Source organism: Streptomyces canus (genome assembly GCF_041435015.1).
GTDB classification, from domain to species: Bacteria; Actinomycetota; Actinomycetes; order Streptomycetales; family Streptomycetaceae; genus Streptomyces; species Streptomyces canus_G.
Window position 1 is genome coordinate 1,978,968 of the sequence record NZ_CP107989.1, and the last position, 15,048, is coordinate 1,994,015.

Genomic DNA, 15,048 nt, shown 5'->3' on the forward strand with positions numbered 1-15,048 from the left:
TTGGGCGGGTGCTATCCGTTCAGGGCGCGCAGATGGTCACGCAGCCCGGTGCCGAACGCTGTGGGTGTGCCGTCGTAGCTGCTGATCAGGGACGGACCGGAGGAGCAGTCCCAGGTGTTCCAGGTCCAGCCGAGATACGACAGACCGCGGTCGTCGAACCACTTCATGACCTGGTCGATGAAGCCGTGCGCGCAGGTGTTCTCGCCGATCTCCCCTGCCACGAGGGGGACTTGGGCGGCCACCGGAGCGAGCGTGGAGTTCCAGCAGCTCTCGTTGGCGCAGGTGTTGAAGTTGTACACGTGCCAGGCGGCGGCGAGATTGCCCGCCGGGTCGGCCGGTTTGTACGTCAGCCACTGGCTGAGGTCGTTGGAGTAGGCGATCCCCCCGGCCAGGATCAGGTTGGTCGCGCCGGTGCCCCGGACGCTGTCGACGAGATCCTGCATACCGGCGACCTCGTACCCGATGCCCGGGCAGCTGCCGCCGTCCCGCCAGCACTGCCACGCCTGGGTGGTCGTGGAGGTGGCGCGGTCCGGGTAGGGCTCGTTGAACAGGTCGAAGACGACGGTGCGGTCGTTCTTGAAGGTGTTGGCCACCGAGGCCCAGAAGGAGGGCGTGTACCGCATGTCGGGCATCGGTTTCTGGCAGCTTGCGTGCACGTCGGAGCAGCCGGCGGAGTTGCCGGTGTACTGCCCGTAGGTCCAGTGCAGTTCGACCACGGGTGTCATGCCGTGCGCCTTGACCTTGGCGACCAGGTCCTTGACGGCGTTGATGTAGTTCGTCCCGGCGTAGGCCGGGTCGATGGTGGACAGGCCCAGCCAGCACTCCTCGTTGAGAGGGATGCGGACCGTGTTCGCCTTCCAGTCGGCGATCGCCTTCACGGAGGCGTCGTCGACCGGGCCGTCGAAGATGCCGCGGCCCTGGACGCACATGAACTCGCCGCCGGACCGGTTCACTCCGAGCAGACGGCGGGTCGCGCCGCCGGCGTCCACGAGCTTGTTGCCCGACACGTGGAGGACGGGGGGCCCGTCTTCCGCGGGACCCGTCGGCGCCGGCGTGGGCTCGACGGCTGTGTTGCAGCTGGTGCCGTTGAGCTTGAACGAGGTCGGAACGGCGTTGCTCCCCGACCAGGACGCGATGAATCCGGCGCTGACGCTCGCTCCGGTGGCCAGGGAGCCGTTGTAGCTCTCACTGGCCGCGGTGACCGTCGTACCGGACTGGGACCATTTCGCGTTCCAGCCCTGGGTGAGCTCCTGACCGCCGGCGAAGTCGAAGGCGAGGCTCCAACTACTCATGGCGGCCGTGTTGTTGGTGATTCTCACGGCACCCTGGAAGCCACTGTCCCACTGGCTGGTGACGGAGTACTCCACCGAGCAGGCAGGGGCGGCGCCGGACGCCGTGACCACCGGCACCGTCACGGACCCGAGGAGGGCGGCCGCGCCGGCAACGGCTGCAAGTACTGAACGCGGGGGGTGTCGCATGAGCGACTCCTTGCAGATCAGCGCGCCGTTACGGACGCGTCGACTGATGGAATCGCTCCCACTGGTGTCAAGGAAGGTAGCGCCAAGTGACGGCAAAGAACAGAGGGGTCACTTGACTTTCCCTCAGTCCCGTTCGTCGAATCTTTTCGACTCTTCAAGAGCCTTGACCCCTTGAATGGTCGTCTCCACTATGGGAGCGCTCCCACTGGTTCAAGCCTTGACTTCTCCGAGCCGCACAAGGAGGAACCAGCAATGCCCCCCACCAGGAGACGCCGGGCCGTCCGGCGATTGTGGACCGCTGTCGTGGCGGCCATGGCACTGCCGTTCGCGATGCTGAGTGCGGCTTCAACTCCCGCACAAGCAGCAGCAGTTCAGTGCAGCGTCGACTACAAGACCAATGACTGGGGTTCCGGTTTCACCGCGGATCTGACGATCACCAACCGCGGCACGGACGCCATCAACGGCTGGACCCTGACCTACGGCTACACGGGCAACCAGAAGCTGAGCAACGGGTGGAACGGGACCTGGTCCCAGTCCGGCCAGACGGTCACGGTCAACAGCGCCACGTACAACGCGAACATCGCCGCGGGCGCCGCCGTCACCACCGGCGCGCAGTTCAGCTACAGCGGCAGCAACGCGGCGCCGACGAACTTCGCGATCAACGGCACCTCGTGCACCGGCGCCCACCAGCCGCCGATCACCGTGCTGACCAGCCCGGCCGCGGGCGCGGTCTACACCCAGGGCAACGCGGTCCCGCTCGCCGCGACGGCCGCCGCCGCGGACAACGCGACCATCAGCAAGGTGGAGTTCTACGACAACACCACGCTGCTCGGCACCGACACGACGTCGCCGTACTCGCTCTCGGTCTCAAGCTTGACCGTGGGCAGTCATTCGCTGCTCGCGAAGGCGTACGACAGCCTGGGCGCGTCCGGGGAGTCGACACCGGTCGGCATCACGGTCGCCTCGGGTCCGGCGGTCGTCGCCTCGGCCACCCAACTCGCCGTCCAGCAGGGCAAGACGGGCACGTACACCGTGAAGCTGTCGACGCAGCCCTCGGCCAACGTGACCGTGGCGACCGCCCGCACCGGCGGCAACACGGGTCTCTCGGTGACCGGCGGGGCCTCGCTCACCTTCACCCCGTCGAACTGGAACACCGCGCAGACGGTGACCATCACCGGCAACGCCTCCGGCACCGGCGCGGCGACCTTCGAGTCGACGGCGACCGGCCACGCCAAGGCCTCGGTGACGGTCACCCAGATAGCGGCGACGGGCACCTACAACGCCCGCTTCCTGGATCTGTACGGCAAGATCACCAATCCGGCGAACGGCTACTTCTCCCCCGAGGGCATCCCCTACCACTCGGTCGAGACGCTGATCGTCGAGGCGCCGGACTACGGCCACGAGACCACCTCGGAGGCGTACAGCTACCTCCTGTGGCTCCAGGCCATGTACGGCAAGGTGACCGGCGACTGGTCCAAGTTCAACGGCGCCTGGGACATCATGGAGAAGTACATGATCCCCACCCACGCCGACCAGCCCACCAACTCCTTCTACAACGCCTCCAAGCCGGCCACCTACGCGCCCGAGCTGGACACGCCGAACGAGTACCCGGCGAAGCTGGACTCCTCGGTTTCGGTGGGTTCGGACCCGCTCGCCGGTGAGCTGAAGTCGGCGTACGGCACGGACGACATCTACGGCATGCACTGGCTCCAGGATGTCGACAACACCTACGGCTACGGCAACTCGCCCGGCAAGTGCGAGGCGGGACCGACGGACACCGGACCGTCGTACATCAACACCTTCCAGCGCGGCGCGCAGGAGTCGGTGTGGGAGACGGTGCCGCAGCCGACCTGCGACCAGTTCAAGTACGGCGGCAAGAACGGGTACTTGGACCTCTTCACCGGTGACTCCTCCTACTCCAAGCAGTGGAAGTTCACCAACGCCCCGGACGCCGACGCGCGCGCCGTGCAGGCCGCGTACTGGGCCGACAAGTGGGCGAAGGAGCAGGGCAAGGGCTCCGACGTCTCCGCGACCGTGGGCAAGGCCGCGAAGATGGGCGACTATCTGCGCTACGCCATGTACGACAAGTACTTCAAGAAGATCGGCAACTGTGTCGGCCCGTCCACCTGCGCGGCCGGCACCGGCAAGGACGCCTCGATGTACCTGCTGTCCTGGTACTACGCCTGGGGCGGCGCCACCGACACCTCGGCGGGCTGGGCCTGGCGCATCGGATCCAGTCACGCGCACGGCGGCTACCAGAACCTCATGGCCGCGTACGCGCTGAGCTCCTACGCCGACATGAAGCCCAAGTCGGCGACGGGCGCGGCGGACTGGAACACCTCGCTGGGCCGGCAGCTGGAGTTCTACCGCTGGTTGCAGTCCGACGAGGGTGCCATCGCGGGCGGTGCGACCAACAGTTGGGCGGGACGTTACGCGACTCCCCCGGCCGGGAAGTCGACGTTCTACGGCATGTACTACGACGAGCAGCCGGTCTACCACGACCCGCCCTCCAACCAGTGGTTCGGCTTCCAGGCCTGGTCCATGGAGCGGGTCGCCGAGTACTACCAGCAGACGGGGAACGCGCAGGCCAAGGCGGTCCTCGACAAGTGGGTCAAGTGGGCGCTGTCCAAGACCACGATCAACCCCGACGGCACCTACCAGATCCCCTCCACCCTCCAGTGGTCGGGCCAGCCCGACACCTGGAACGCGTCAAGTCCCGGCGCCAACAGCGGACTTCACGTCACCGTCGCCGACTACACCAACGACGTCGGCGTGGCCGCCGCGTACGCCAAGACCCTGAGCTACTACGCCGCCAAGTCCGGTGACACGGCGGCGAAGACGACGGCCAAGGCGCTCCTGGACGGCATGTGGACCAACTACCAGGACAGCCTGGGCATCGCGGTCCCGGAGAACCGGGCGGACTACAACCGGTTCGACGACTCGGTGTACGTCCCGAGCGGCTGGACCGGGACCATGCCGAACGGTGACGCGATCAACTCCTCGTCGACTTTCGAGTCCATCCGGTCCTTCTACAAGAACGACCCGGCCTGGTCGAAGATCCAGGCGTATCTCGCGGGCGGCGCGGTGCCGTCGTTCACCTATCACCGGTTCTGGGCCCAGGCGGACATCGCCCTGGCCATGGGGTCGTACGCGGAGCTTCTCGAATAACCAGCCCCCGCCGGGCGCTCCGCGGGTTGGACCGTTGTCGACTGCGGGTCCGTTGTGGCTGGTCGCGCAGTTCCCCGCGCCCCTGAAAGGGGCGCACCAGGCACCGTTCCCTCCCCGGAGCCGCTCGAAGGCTCCGCGTATAAGGCTCCGCCACCGGACGGCGGGGCCGCAACGGCCGGGCGGCCCCCTCCCGCACTGGGGGTCGCCCGGCACCTCTCGCACCGCAAGGAAAGCGCTTACCCCCCACGCCCCCTTTCCGGAAAGGACCCTCCCGTGCGAAGAACCCGCATCCTCACGGCCGCGCTCGCGCTCGCGGCCGGGCTGCTCGCCGGCACGCCACCCGCACTGGCGGCCGACAGCACCGCGAAGGTCTCGCTCGCCGCCGACACGTATACCTGGAAGAACGCCCGGATCGACGGCGGCGGTTTCGTGCCCGGCATCGTCTTCAACCGCAAGGAGAAGAACCTGGCGTACGCCCGCACGGACATCGGCGGGGCCTATCGCTGGCAGGAGTCGACGAAGACGTGGACGCCGCTGCTGGACTCGGTCGGCTGGGACGACTGGGGGCACACCGGCGTGGTCAGCCTGGCTTCCGACACCGTGGATCCGAACAAGGTGTACGCGGCCGTCGGGACGTACACCAACAGCTGGGACCCGAAGAACGGCGCGGTCATGCGCTCCTCGAACCGGGGCGCGAGCTGGCAGAAGACCGACCTGCCCTTCAAGCTCGGCGGCAACATGCCGGGGCGGGGCATGGGCGAGCGGCTGGCGGTGGACCCGAACAAGAACAGCGTGCTGTATCTCGGGGCGCCGAGCGGCAAGGGGCTGTGGCGGTCGACGGACTCCGGGGTCAGCTGGTCGCAGGTGGCGAACTTCCCCAACGTCGGCAACTACCAGCAGGACCCGAGCGACACCAGCGGCTACGCCAGCGACAACCAGGGCATCGTCTGGGTGACCTTCGACGAGTCGACGGGCACGTCCGGCAACGCCACCCGGGCGATCTACGTCGGCGTCGCGGACCTCCAGAACTCGGTGTACCGGTCGACGGACGCGGGCGCGACCTGGACGCGGCTCGCCGGCCAGCCGACGGGCTACCTGGCCCACAAGGGTGTCCTGGACGCGGCGGGCGGCTATCTGTATCTCTCCTACAGCGACAAGGGCGGGCCGTACGACGGCGGCAAGGGCCAGGTGTGGCGGTACGCGACGGCGACCGGCACCTGGACGAACATCAGCCCGGTCGCGGAGGCCGACACCTACTACGGCTTCAGCGGACTGACGGTGGACCGGCAGAAGCCCGGCACGGTCATGGCCACTGCCTACAGCTCCTGGTGGCCGGACACCCAGATCTTCCGCTCCACGGACAGCGGGGCGACGTGGACGCGGGCGTGGGACTACACGTCGTACCCCAACCGCGCGAACCGCTACACCATGGATGTCTCCTCCTCCCCGTGGCTCACCTGGGGCGCGAATCCGTCGCCGCCCGAACAGGCGCCGAAACTCGGGTGGATGACCGAGTCGCTGGAGATCGACCCGTTCAACTCGAACCGCATGATGTACGGGACGGGGGCGACGCTCTACGGCACGGAGAACCTCACGAACTGGGACTCCGGCGGGCAGTTCACGATCAAGCCGATGGTCCAGGGCCTGGAGGAGACGGCGGTCAACGACCTGGCGTCGCCGCCCTCCGGCGCCCCGCTGCTGAGCGCGCTCGGTGATGTCGGCGGCTTCCGGCACACGGACCTCACCAAGGTGCCGTCGATGATGTTCACGTCCCCGAACTTCACCACGACCACGAGTCTGGACTTCGCGGAGACGAACGCGAACACGGTGGTACGGGTCGGCAATCTGGACTCGGGTCCGCACATCGCGTTCTCGACGGACAACGGGGCCAACTGGTTCGCCGGGACCGACCCTTCGGGAGTCAGCGGTGGCGGGACGGTGGCCGCCGCGTCGGACGGCAGCCGGTTCGTGTGGAGCCCGGACGGCACGGGCGTGTACAACACGACGGGCTTCGGTTCGTCCTGGTCGGCGTCGAGCGGCATCCCGGCCGGGGCGATCGTGGAGTCGGACCGGGTGGACGCGAAGACCTTCTACGGCTTCAAGTCCGGGAAGTTCTACGTCAGTACGGACGGCGGGGCGACGTTCACGGCGTCCGCGGCCACCGGACTGCCGAGCGGTGACAGCGTGCGCTTCAAGGCACTGCCCGGCGTGAAGGGTGACGTCTGGCTCGCGGGCGGGGCCACCGACGGGGCGTACGGCCTGTGGCACTCCACGGACGGCGGCGCGAGCTGGACGAAGCTCTCGAACGTCGACCAGGCCGACGCGATCGGGTTCGGGAAGGCGGCCACGGGGGCGTCGTACCAGACGCTCTACACCAGCGCGAAGATCGGTGGCGTCCGCGGCATCTTCCGCTCGACGGACAAGGGCGCGACCTGGACCCGCATCAACGACGACGCCCACCAGTGGGGTTGGACCGGAGCGGCCATCACCGGTGACCCGCGGGTGTACGGCCGGGTGTACGTCTCGACCAACGGACGGGGCGTGATCTACGGCGACACGTCCGACACGAGCGGCGGAGGCGGCACCGACCCGACGGACCCGCCCGATCCCACACCCACGGGCGCCTGCGCGGTGACGTACAAGATCACCAACCAGTGGTCGGGCGGTTTCCAGGCGGACGTCCAGCTGAGCAACACGGGCTCGAGCGCCTGGACCGGCTGGTCACTCGGCTGGGCCTTCCCCAACGCCCAGACGATCTCCCAGACCTGGAACGCCGAGTCCACCCAGTCGGGCTCGACGGTCACGGCGAAGAACGTCGGCTGGAACGCCAACGTCGCCGCGGGCTCCTCCGTGAGCTTCGGCTTCACCGGGAGCTGGTCGGGGACGAACGGGAAACCGACCGCGTTCAAGCTGGGTGAGCAGGCCTGCACGGTGGCCTGACCCGACGACAGGGCGGCTGCCCGCAGCCGCCCTGTCGCTCAGGTCACGGCGTGTACACCGCCGGCCTCGGTGCCGTCGCCATCCCGTTGCCGATGAAGAAGCTCGGGTGCGGGGGCTGGTTGTAGGCCGTGTTTTGCCAGGCCAGGCCGGTGCGGTACATCGTGTCGTGGAGCAGGGTCGTGATCTTCGTCGACGTCTCTATCGGGGTCGAGTAGATCCGCAGCGCCTTGTTGTCCGACGTCGGCCAGACGACCTCCTCGCGCCAGTCGCCGAGGATGTCGCCGGACAGCGACGGGGTCGCCTTGGTGCCGTTGTTGGAGTGGACCGACGCTCCGGTGAGGAGGCGGGTGTCCGACGAGGTGCCGTACTTGTCGATGTGGGTGCCGTCGAGGAGTTCACGGACCGTGTCGCCGTCCCACCAGGACAGGAAGTTCACCGAGGACGGCTCGCGGCCCTTGGTGGCACCGGCCTCGTCGCGGATCGAGGTGTCGGAGGCCGACCAGACCTCGGCCCCGTCGTTGCCCGCCCAGATGTCACCGGCCACTCCACGACCGTTGTCGCAGCACGCGGCCAGTTTCCAGTTCACCGTGCCGTTCGCCGGGTTGATGTACAGCTCCGCCGGCTGTGAGGCCGACTCGGAGACCTTGAAGTACTCCAGGCCCGCGTGGGAGGGGTCGAGGTCGCCGAGGTGCTGGGCGTCACCGTGCCCGGTCTTCGTCGTCCACAGCCCGTTGCCGTTGTCGTCGACCGCCATCGCCCCGTAGACGATCTCGTCCTTGCCGTCACCGTCCACATCCCCGACGGACAGGCTGTGCGAGCCCTGGCCGTCGTAGCCCTTGCCGCTGTTGGTCGAGGAGTTGGTGTCGAAGGTCCAGCGGCGGGTGAAGGCACCCCCTCGCCAGTCCCAGGCCGCGATCACCGTACGGGTGTAGTAGCCGCGGGCCATGATCAGCGACGGGCGGGCCCCGTCCAGGTACGCCGTCCCCGCGAGGAAGCGGTCGACCCGGTTGCCGTACGAGTCGCCCCACGACGACACCGTGCCGCGCGCCGGGACGTAGTCGACGCTCTGCATCGCCTTGCCGGTGAGGCCGTTGAACATCGTCAGGTACTCGGGGCCGGACAGGACGTAGCCGCTGGAGTTGCGGTGATCGGCCGACGAGCTGCCGATCACCGCGCCCGTGCCGTCGACCGTGCCGTCCGCCGACTTCATCGCGACCTCGGCCTTGCCGTCGCCGTCGTAGTCGTACGCCTGGAACTGCGTGTAGTGGGCGCCGGAACGGATGTTGCGGCCCAGGTCGATCCGCCACAGCCGGGTGCCGTCGAGCTTGACGCCGTCCAGGATCGTGTTGCCGGTGTAGCCGGACTGGGAGTTGTCCTTGGCGTTGGTCGGCTGCCACTTGAGGACGAAGTCCAGCGCGCCGTCGCCGTCGAGGTCGGCCACGGACGCGTCGTTGGCCTCGTAGGTGTAGGCGACGCCGTCCGGAGTCGTGCCGCCGGCCGGCGGGCTGATGGGCACGTCCTTGTAGCCGGTGCGGAGTTGGACCGCGTGGACCGAGTCGGTCTGCTCGACACCGCCCACGATCGCGCGGACCGTGTAGTCGGCCTCGGCGGGCGCGCCGGAGTGGAAGAAGTTCGTCGAGCCGGTGACCGGGGTCGAGTTGACCTTCGTGCCGGCGCGGTAGACGTTGAAGGACACGTCGTTGGGGTCGGTGCCGAGCCAGCGCCAGCTGACCAGGTTGCCGCTGCCGGTGTGCACGCTGACGACTCCCCGGTCGAGCTTCTCGACCTGGCGGGCGGTGGCGGCCTCGGCCGTACCGGGCGACAGCGCGGTCAGACCGGCGGCCACGAGGGCCACGGCGGCGGTCGTCGCCGAGAGGAGGACTCGGCGTCTGCGGTGCGGGTGCGGGTGCTGCACGGGGTGAACCTCCGAAGCGGTGGGGACGGACGGGTTCCGCTCCTCAGTCGCCGCAACGGGAAGTGGAGTTGCCGTACCTTTCGGCCAGTTCGGCGATCGTGCGGGCCATCCGTTCGCGCAGCTCGGCGGGTTCCAGCACCTCGATGTCGGCGCCCAGGCGCAGGAATTCACCCTGCGCGTGCCCGAGGGACTCGATGGGGACCCGGGCGAGGGTCCAGCCGTCGGCGTCGACGCGGTCGTGGACCGCCCTCGGCAGCCGTACGCCCGGCGCCACCCGCACGACCGCTTCGCTCCGGTACAGCCGGTCGTAGAAGTCCCGCTGGTAGGCCGTCCAGTAGGCAGCCAGGTCGAAGTCCTCGGGTCGGGTGAACTCCTCATCCGAGGAGGTCAGTTCGAGGATCTGGTCCACGCGAAAGGTGCGCGGCCCCGGCCCCGCGACCACGTACCAGCGCCCTGCCTTCAGCACCAGGCCGTACGGCTCCAATCGGCGCTCCACGTCGGTCGGTTCGGCCCAGCGGCGGTACACCACCGTCACCACCCTGCCGTTCCACACCGCCTCCGCCACCTGCGGCAGGTACGGCGCCTGCTCGGCCTGCGCGTACCACCCGGGCGTATCGAGGTGGAAGCGTCCGCTGATCCGGTCCGCGTGGGCCCGCAGCTCCGCCGGCAGCGCGGCCCGTACCTTGAGCTGGGCGGCGGCGAGGACGGCACCCAGCCCCAGCTCGGCGGCGGGACCGGGCGCTCCGGCGAGAAAGAGCGCCTCGGCCTCCTCCGGGGTGAGACCGGTCAGGCGGGTGCGGTAGCCGTCGAGGAGGCGGTAGCCGCCGGCGTGGCCCGCGTCGCCGTACAGCGGGACACCGGCCGCGCCCAGCGCCTCGACATCCCGGTAGACCGTGCGGACGGACACCTCCAGCTCCTCGGCGAGCTGGGCGGCGGTCATCCGGCCCCGGGTCTGGAGCAGGAGGAGGATCGAGACAAGTCGGCCGGCTTTCACTGACACAGGATGTCAGTGAAGCGGGCCTAGCGTCCTGAGCATGGCTTTCACCGAGAAGCTGCTGACCGTGCCACCGCCGATCGAGGTCGCCGGACGGCACGTCAAGCGCTACCACGTCACCGCCGATCCGGCCGGCATCGCGCCCGAGGTCGAGAAGGCGGCGTACGACATCCTCCCGGAACTGCTGCCGGAGCCGGACGGCACCCCGCCCGCGACCTTCGTCGTGCTGCACCGGGGCGCGGACACCGGCGCCTACCTCAACGCCTACAGCTGGGTGTGGGACAACGTGCTCCACTTCCGGGGCGCCGCCGCCGGGCAGCCGGCGCTCCGCTGTCCGGACGTCGATCCGACGCACTTCGTCCGGCCGGACCTGCCCTGGATCGGCTGCGTCTGGGAGCTGCCGCCGATCCTGCACGAACGGGACGCCTGGGTACGGCATCTGCTCGCACCCGAAGTCCCGGACCTCAAGGCCTACTTGGCCGATTCGCTGCCCGAAGGAACCACAGGAGACCGCTCATGAGCAGTCCGCACGACTTCGACTTCTTCCACGGCGAATGGGAGGTCATCAACCGCCGCCGCACCGACTTCCTCGATCCGGACAGCCCTTGGGAGGAGTTCCCGGCCACCAGCCGCTGCCGGCCGCTGTTCGACGGGGCGGCGAACATCGACGAGATCGACATGCCGCGCCTGGAGGCGAAGGGCGCGACCCTGCGACTCTTCGACCGGGATACCGGGCAGTGGTCGCTGAACTGGGCCGCGAGCCGCAGCGGGAAGCTGTTCCCGCCGGTCGTAGGAGGGTTCGGGAACGGTCGCGGCGAGTTCCACGGCGACGACACGTACGACGGGAAGGACGTGCGGGTGCGGTTCGTGTGGGCCGGCATGTCCGGGGCCGCGGCCCACTGGGAGCAGGCGTTCTCCGTCGACGGCGGGGAGACCTGGGTGACCAACTGGACCATGGACTTCAGCCGGCCTTTTGGAACGACCGGACACTGAACACCGGTTCGGGGCGCGGGAGTTCCTGGTCGGGCAGCTTCTCCAACCGCTCGGCGAACCGTTCGGTGAGCGGGTCGCCGGGCGGCAGCCGGGTGAACCAGCCGCGTCGCAGGTCGGCGGCGGTGCGCCGGGGGCTGCGGCCCTGACCGCGGCCCGGGAAACGCGTCCGGCCTGCCGGACGCAGGAGGTGGGCGGCGGCGTACGACTCGACGAGCGGTGCCGCGTCCGGCGCCGGGCGGCGCGGGCGCGGGGCGAGGACGGCGTCGATGTCGCTGCCCACGTCGTGGGCGGCGGCCTTGTCGACGGTGGTGACGTACACCCCGCCCGGCCTCAGGACCCGGGCGCACTCGGCGACCACGGCCCGGACGTCCTCGGGCCGGCCGAGGAGGTGCAGCAGCCACACGCTGGTGACGGCGTCGAACACCGCGTCGGGGAACGGCAGCGCCCGGCTGTCGGCGAGCACGATCGCGCCGGGCAGCCGTACGGCGGCCGTGCGGGCCATGCCGGACGTCAGGTCGGCGCCCGTGACGTAGGCCGCGGGCCGGGCGGCGGCGAGCCTGCGGGTGACGATCCCGGTGCCGCAGCCCACGTCGAGGAGGCGCCGGGTGTCCGCCGGGATGAGGCCGAGCACGGCGTCGGCGGCCGCGGCGGCCCTGGGCTCGCCACCGCGGCTGGCGTCGTAGGCGTCGGCCTCCTTGTCGTAGTCGAGCACGGGCTCACTGCGCTCCGTGGCCCGCGGCGAGGGCCTCCACCCGCTGCGCGAGCTCGAAGTCCTTCTGCGTGAGGGCGCCGCCCGCGCTGTGCGTGTGCACCGACAGCGCCACCGTGTTGTAGCCGAGGGTGAGGTCGGAGTGGTGGTCGAGTTCCTCCTGGACCTGGGCGACGTGGACGACCATCGCCGTGGCGGCGAAGTGGGTGCCGAGGCGGTACGCGCGGGTGAGCTTGCCGTCGTCGACGGACCAGCCCGGCAGCTCCGCGAGCCGGTCCTCGATCTCCTTCTGCGACAGGGGTTCGACGGGCATGACCTCGCTCCTTCCACGGGTGGGGGTACCTGTCCAGGCTCCCACAAGGCGACTGCCGCGGCCCTGGTCAGAGGGTTCCCCGGGGGTCAGAGGCGGACACACGCCCCGGCAAGGTCGTCCGCGACCGCGGCGATCGCGCCCCGCCCCTCCACTCGCTCCACCCACTCCTGCGGCAGAGCGACGTCGCCGTGGCGCGCGCCGACCAGGTTTCCGCAGATCGAACCGGTGGAGTCACTGTCACCGGAGTGGTTGACGGACAGCAGGAGCGCATGCCGGACGCTGCGGAGGTGGGGGTGGGCCAGGGCGCTGTAGACGCCGATGGCGAGTGCCTCCTCGGCGACCCAGCCGGCGCCGAGGGACTCGACCTTCTCGGCCGTGGGCTCACCACCCTGCGCGGCAAGGTCGACGGCGCGTCCCAGTGCGGTCGAGGTCTCCTCATGGCCGGGGTAGCGGGCCAGCAGCCGCATCGCCCGCAGCACCGCGCCCTCCAGGGAGTCGCCGGCGACGAGGTGCGCGACGATCACGGCGAACGCGCCCGCCGCGTAGTAGCCGGTCGGGTGGCCGTGGGTGATCTGGGCGCCGCGGGCGGCCTTCTCGAAGGCTTCGTGTCCGGTGTCGCACAGGCCGAAGGGAGCCGAGCGCATGACCGTGCCGCAGCCCTTGGAGTCGGGGTTGACCTGGCCGGGCTTGCCTTCGAGCGCGAGCCACGGCTCGGGGTGGTACCGCTGGGCGGTCCCGGAGAGACAGGCGTTGCCGGGGGCGCGCCGGGAGTAGAGCCACGCCTGGTCGATCAGGCCGCCGCGGGGGCTGTCCTCCGGCACGGTGGCGTGCTCGGGGCCCGGCTTGCCCTGGGTTTCCAGCCACCGCTCGTAGCTCCAGCTCAGCAGCCGGGACCAGGCGCCGCTGACACCGCGCTCCCGCTCCCGCCGGACGGCCTGGGTGAGGGCCTCGGCGGTGAAGAGGGTCATCTGGGTGTCGTCGCTGATCAGCCCGACCGCGCCGTACGCGCCGGGCAGGAAGCCGGTGACTCCGCGCTCGCCGTGGGTGGAGCGGATTCGGTCCAGAGAGGCGAACTCGATCGGGTATCCGAGGGCGTCCCCGATCGCCCCGCCCAGCAGGCAGCCCCGCACCCTGGCGCAGTACACCGCCGCGCTCTCCATCGTCCACGGCCCGATCAACGCACCCACTCCTCGACTACGGTCGTATGCATGGCCATTATTCCCTCCGCCAAGGTCACCTCCGCCTCCGACCAGGGCGTCGGTCCGCTCCTGCGCGCCTGGCGGGAGCAACGGCGGGTCAGTCAGCTGGAGCTGGCCCTGCGGGCGGACTCCAGTGCCCGCCACATCAGCTTCGTCGAGACGGGGCGCTCCCGCCCGAGCGAGGAGATGGTGCTCCGGCTCGCCGAGCATCTGGAGGTGCCGGTGCGGGAGCGCAACGCGCTGCTGCTCGCGGCCGGTTACGCCCCGCGCTTCCCGGAGACCCCGCTGGACGATCCGGCCCTGGACGCCGTGCGCGAGGGGATCGAGCGGCTCATCCAGGGCTACGAGCCCTACCCGGCCCTGGTGTTCGACGCCGCGTACCACGTCGTGGCCGCGAACCGGGGGATCACGATGCTGCTCGACGGCATCCCGGAGTCCCTGCTCCAGCCCCCGCTCAACACCATGCGGCTCACCCTGCACCCGCAGGGTCTCGCCCCGCGCATCCGCAACCTGCGGGAGTGGCGCGGCCATCTGCTGGAGCAGATGCGGCGGCAGATCGCCCTGCGCCGCTCGGAGTCGCTGCGGGCCCTGTACGAGGAGGTGGCGGCGTACCCGGTGACGGTCTTCGGGACCGAGGACAGCCTCGAACAGCCGGAGCCCGTACCGTACTTCGCGCTGCCGATGCGGATCGAGCACGAGGGGCGGACCCTGTCGTTCATCTCGTCCACGTCCACCTTCAACACCCCCATGGACGTGACCGTCTCCGAGCTGGCCATCGAGACGTTCCTCCCGGCCGACCCGGCGACGGCCAAGTACCTTCACACGCTGCTGCCCTGACGGGCCTTCAACGCGGCGTACTGGAGCAGCGCGAACCCGGCGACGGTGATCGCCTGCACCACGGTCCACACCGCACCGGCCGTGCTCGGCGCCAGCCACAGTCCGAGGGCGGCACAACTCACGGCGGCCCACAGGAGGTTGGCCTCGACCACGGCACGCACGGCGAGTGCCCGCGGACGGCCGCGCGAGGCGAGGACGCCCACGACGACGCCGTACGCCACGAGGAAGACCCCCAGTCCGAGCAGCAGTCCGGAGCCGACGCCCAGGAACCGGCCGACCGGTCCGGACCCGAGGAGGTACACGAGACCGTTCGCACCGGTCACCGCCGCGTCCAGGGCGAGGAAACGGCGCAGCATGGTGTGCGGGTCGGAGGTGCGGGCGAGCACGGCGAGCTGGGTCGCGGACATGATGAATCACCCTCCGTCGAGGTCGGAACGGGGAAGCGGACAGCGGGCCCCGGACCGGAGTGCGCCGGCCCGGAACCCGTGACCACCACGATCCC

At 69.9% G+C, this 15,048-nt stretch carries 12 protein-coding genes; 5 read left to right on the forward strand and 7 right to left on the reverse strand.

Annotated elements, in window-relative coordinates; genetic code table 11:
• Positions 1-11: 11 nt before the first annotated feature.
• Complete coding sequence (locus OG841_RS08950) at positions 12-1,478, reverse strand: cellulase family glycosylhydrolase (RefSeq protein WP_371564356.1); 1,467 nt, start codon at positions 1,476-1,478, stop codon at positions 12-14.
• Between the two features lie 252 nt (positions 1,479-1,730).
• On the opposite strand from OG841_RS08950, the gene OG841_RS08955 reads away from it, so the two are divergent.
• A complete protein-coding gene (locus OG841_RS08955; protein WP_371564358.1) occupies positions 1,731-4,646 on the forward strand; it encodes a glycoside hydrolase family 48 protein in 2,916 nt (971 codons plus the stop codon).
• Between the two features lie 273 nt (positions 4,647-4,919).
• Entirely contained in the window at positions 4,920-7,586 is a 2,667-nt protein-coding gene (locus tag OG841_RS08960) for a cellulose binding domain-containing protein (RefSeq protein ID WP_328641922.1), read from the forward strand.
• Between the two features lie 43 nt (positions 7,587-7,629).
• Here the strand turns inward: OG841_RS08960 and OG841_RS08965 are convergent, their stop codons facing one another.
• Together OG841_RS08965 and OG841_RS08970 are read right to left on the reverse strand one after the other, a co-directional pair.
• On the reverse strand, positions 7,630-9,501 hold the full coding sequence (locus tag OG841_RS08965) for a rhamnogalacturonan lyase (RefSeq protein ID WP_371564361.1): 1,872 nt from the start codon (positions 9,499-9,501) through the stop codon (positions 7,630-7,632).
• Between the two features lie 43 nt (positions 9,502-9,544).
• Positions 9,545-10,495 carry a helix-turn-helix transcriptional regulator gene (locus tag OG841_RS08970; protein ID WP_371564363.1) on the reverse strand — a complete coding sequence of 317 codons (951 nt, stop codon included), beginning with the start codon at positions 10,493-10,495 and terminating at the stop codon, positions 9,545-9,547.
• A gap of 40 nt (positions 10,496-10,535) precedes the next feature.
• Between OG841_RS08970 and OG841_RS08975 the strand changes: the two genes are divergently transcribed.
• Complete coding sequence (locus OG841_RS08975) at positions 10,536-11,015, forward strand: hypothetical protein (protein ID WP_328641919.1); 480 nt, start codon at positions 10,536-10,538, stop codon at positions 11,013-11,015.
• Positions 11,012-11,488: a hypothetical protein gene (locus tag OG841_RS08980; RefSeq protein WP_371564365.1), complete on the forward strand. Its 477-nt coding sequence runs from the start codon at positions 11,012-11,014 to the stop codon at positions 11,486-11,488. The genes OG841_RS08975 and OG841_RS08980 overlap by 4 nt, the downstream gene beginning before the upstream one ends.
• On the opposite strand, the gene OG841_RS08985 is transcribed toward OG841_RS08980, so the two are convergent.
• The 3 genes from OG841_RS08985 to OG841_RS08995 all read right to left on the reverse strand — a co-directional run bounded on the left by OG841_RS08985 (position 11,457) and on the right by OG841_RS08995 (position 13,670).
• On the reverse strand, positions 11,457-12,200 hold the full coding sequence (locus OG841_RS08985; protein ID WP_365122355.1) for a class I SAM-dependent methyltransferase: 744 nt from the start codon (positions 12,198-12,200) through the stop codon (positions 11,457-11,459). The genes OG841_RS08980 and OG841_RS08985 overlap by 32 nt on opposite strands.
• A 4-nt stretch (positions 12,201-12,204) precedes the next feature.
• Positions 12,205-12,510, reverse strand: a complete 306-nt coding sequence (locus OG841_RS08990) for a 4a-hydroxytetrahydrobiopterin dehydratase (protein ID WP_328641916.1) — start codon at positions 12,508-12,510, stop codon at positions 12,205-12,207.
• An 86-nt stretch (positions 12,511-12,596) separates the two neighbouring features.
• The gene (locus OG841_RS08995) at positions 12,597-13,670 is read right to left on the reverse strand and encodes an ADP-ribosylglycohydrolase family protein (protein WP_371570627.1); all 1,074 of its coding nucleotides are present in this window, start codon (positions 13,668-13,670) and stop codon (positions 12,597-12,599) included.
• Positions 13,671-13,718: 48 nt separating this feature from the next.
• Here OG841_RS08995 and OG841_RS09000 point away from each other — a divergent pair, with 48 nt between their 5' ends.
• Entirely contained in the window at positions 13,719-14,546 is an 828-nt protein-coding gene (locus OG841_RS09000; RefSeq protein WP_365122357.1) for a helix-turn-helix domain-containing protein, read from the forward strand.
• On the opposite strand, the gene OG841_RS09005 is transcribed toward OG841_RS09000, so the two are convergent.
• Positions 14,528-14,953 (reverse strand): hypothetical protein, encoded by a 426-nt coding sequence (locus OG841_RS09005; protein WP_365122359.1) that lies wholly within the window; start codon positions 14,951-14,953, stop codon positions 14,528-14,530. The two genes, OG841_RS09000 and OG841_RS09005, sit on opposite strands and share 19 nt — an antisense overlap.
• Positions 14,954-15,048: the final 95 nt, after the last annotated feature.

Excerpts from the sequence above, each read along its gene's own strand:
- OG841_RS08950 (WP_371564356.1), bottom strand. The coding sequence starts at position 1,478 with ATGCGACACCCCCCGCGTTCAGTACTTGCAGCCGTTGCCGGCGCGGCC.
- OG841_RS08980 (WP_371564365.1), top strand. The coding sequence starts at position 11,012 with ATGAGCAGTCCGCACGACTTCGACTTCTTCCACGGCGAATGGGAGGTC.
- OG841_RS09000 (WP_365122357.1), top strand. The coding sequence starts at position 13,719 with ATGGCCATTATTCCCTCCGCCAAGGTCACCTCCGCCTCCGACCAGGGC.
- OG841_RS08990 (WP_328641916.1), bottom strand. The coding sequence starts at position 12,510 with ATGCCCGTCGAACCCCTGTCGCAGAAGGAGATCGAGGACCGGCTCGCG.
- OG841_RS08975 (WP_328641919.1), top strand. The coding sequence starts at position 10,536 with ATGGCTTTCACCGAGAAGCTGCTGACCGTGCCACCGCCGATCGAGGTC.
- OG841_RS09005 (WP_365122359.1), bottom strand. The coding sequence starts at position 14,953 with ATGTCCGCGACCCAGCTCGCCGTGCTCGCCCGCACCTCCGACCCGCAC.
- OG841_RS08995 (WP_371570627.1), bottom strand. The coding sequence starts at position 13,670 with ATGGAGAGCGCGGCGGTGTACTGCGCCAGGGTGCGGGGCTGCCTGCTG.
- OG841_RS08955 (WP_371564358.1), top strand. The coding sequence starts at position 1,731 with ATGCCCCCCACCAGGAGACGCCGGGCCGTCCGGCGATTGTGGACCGCT.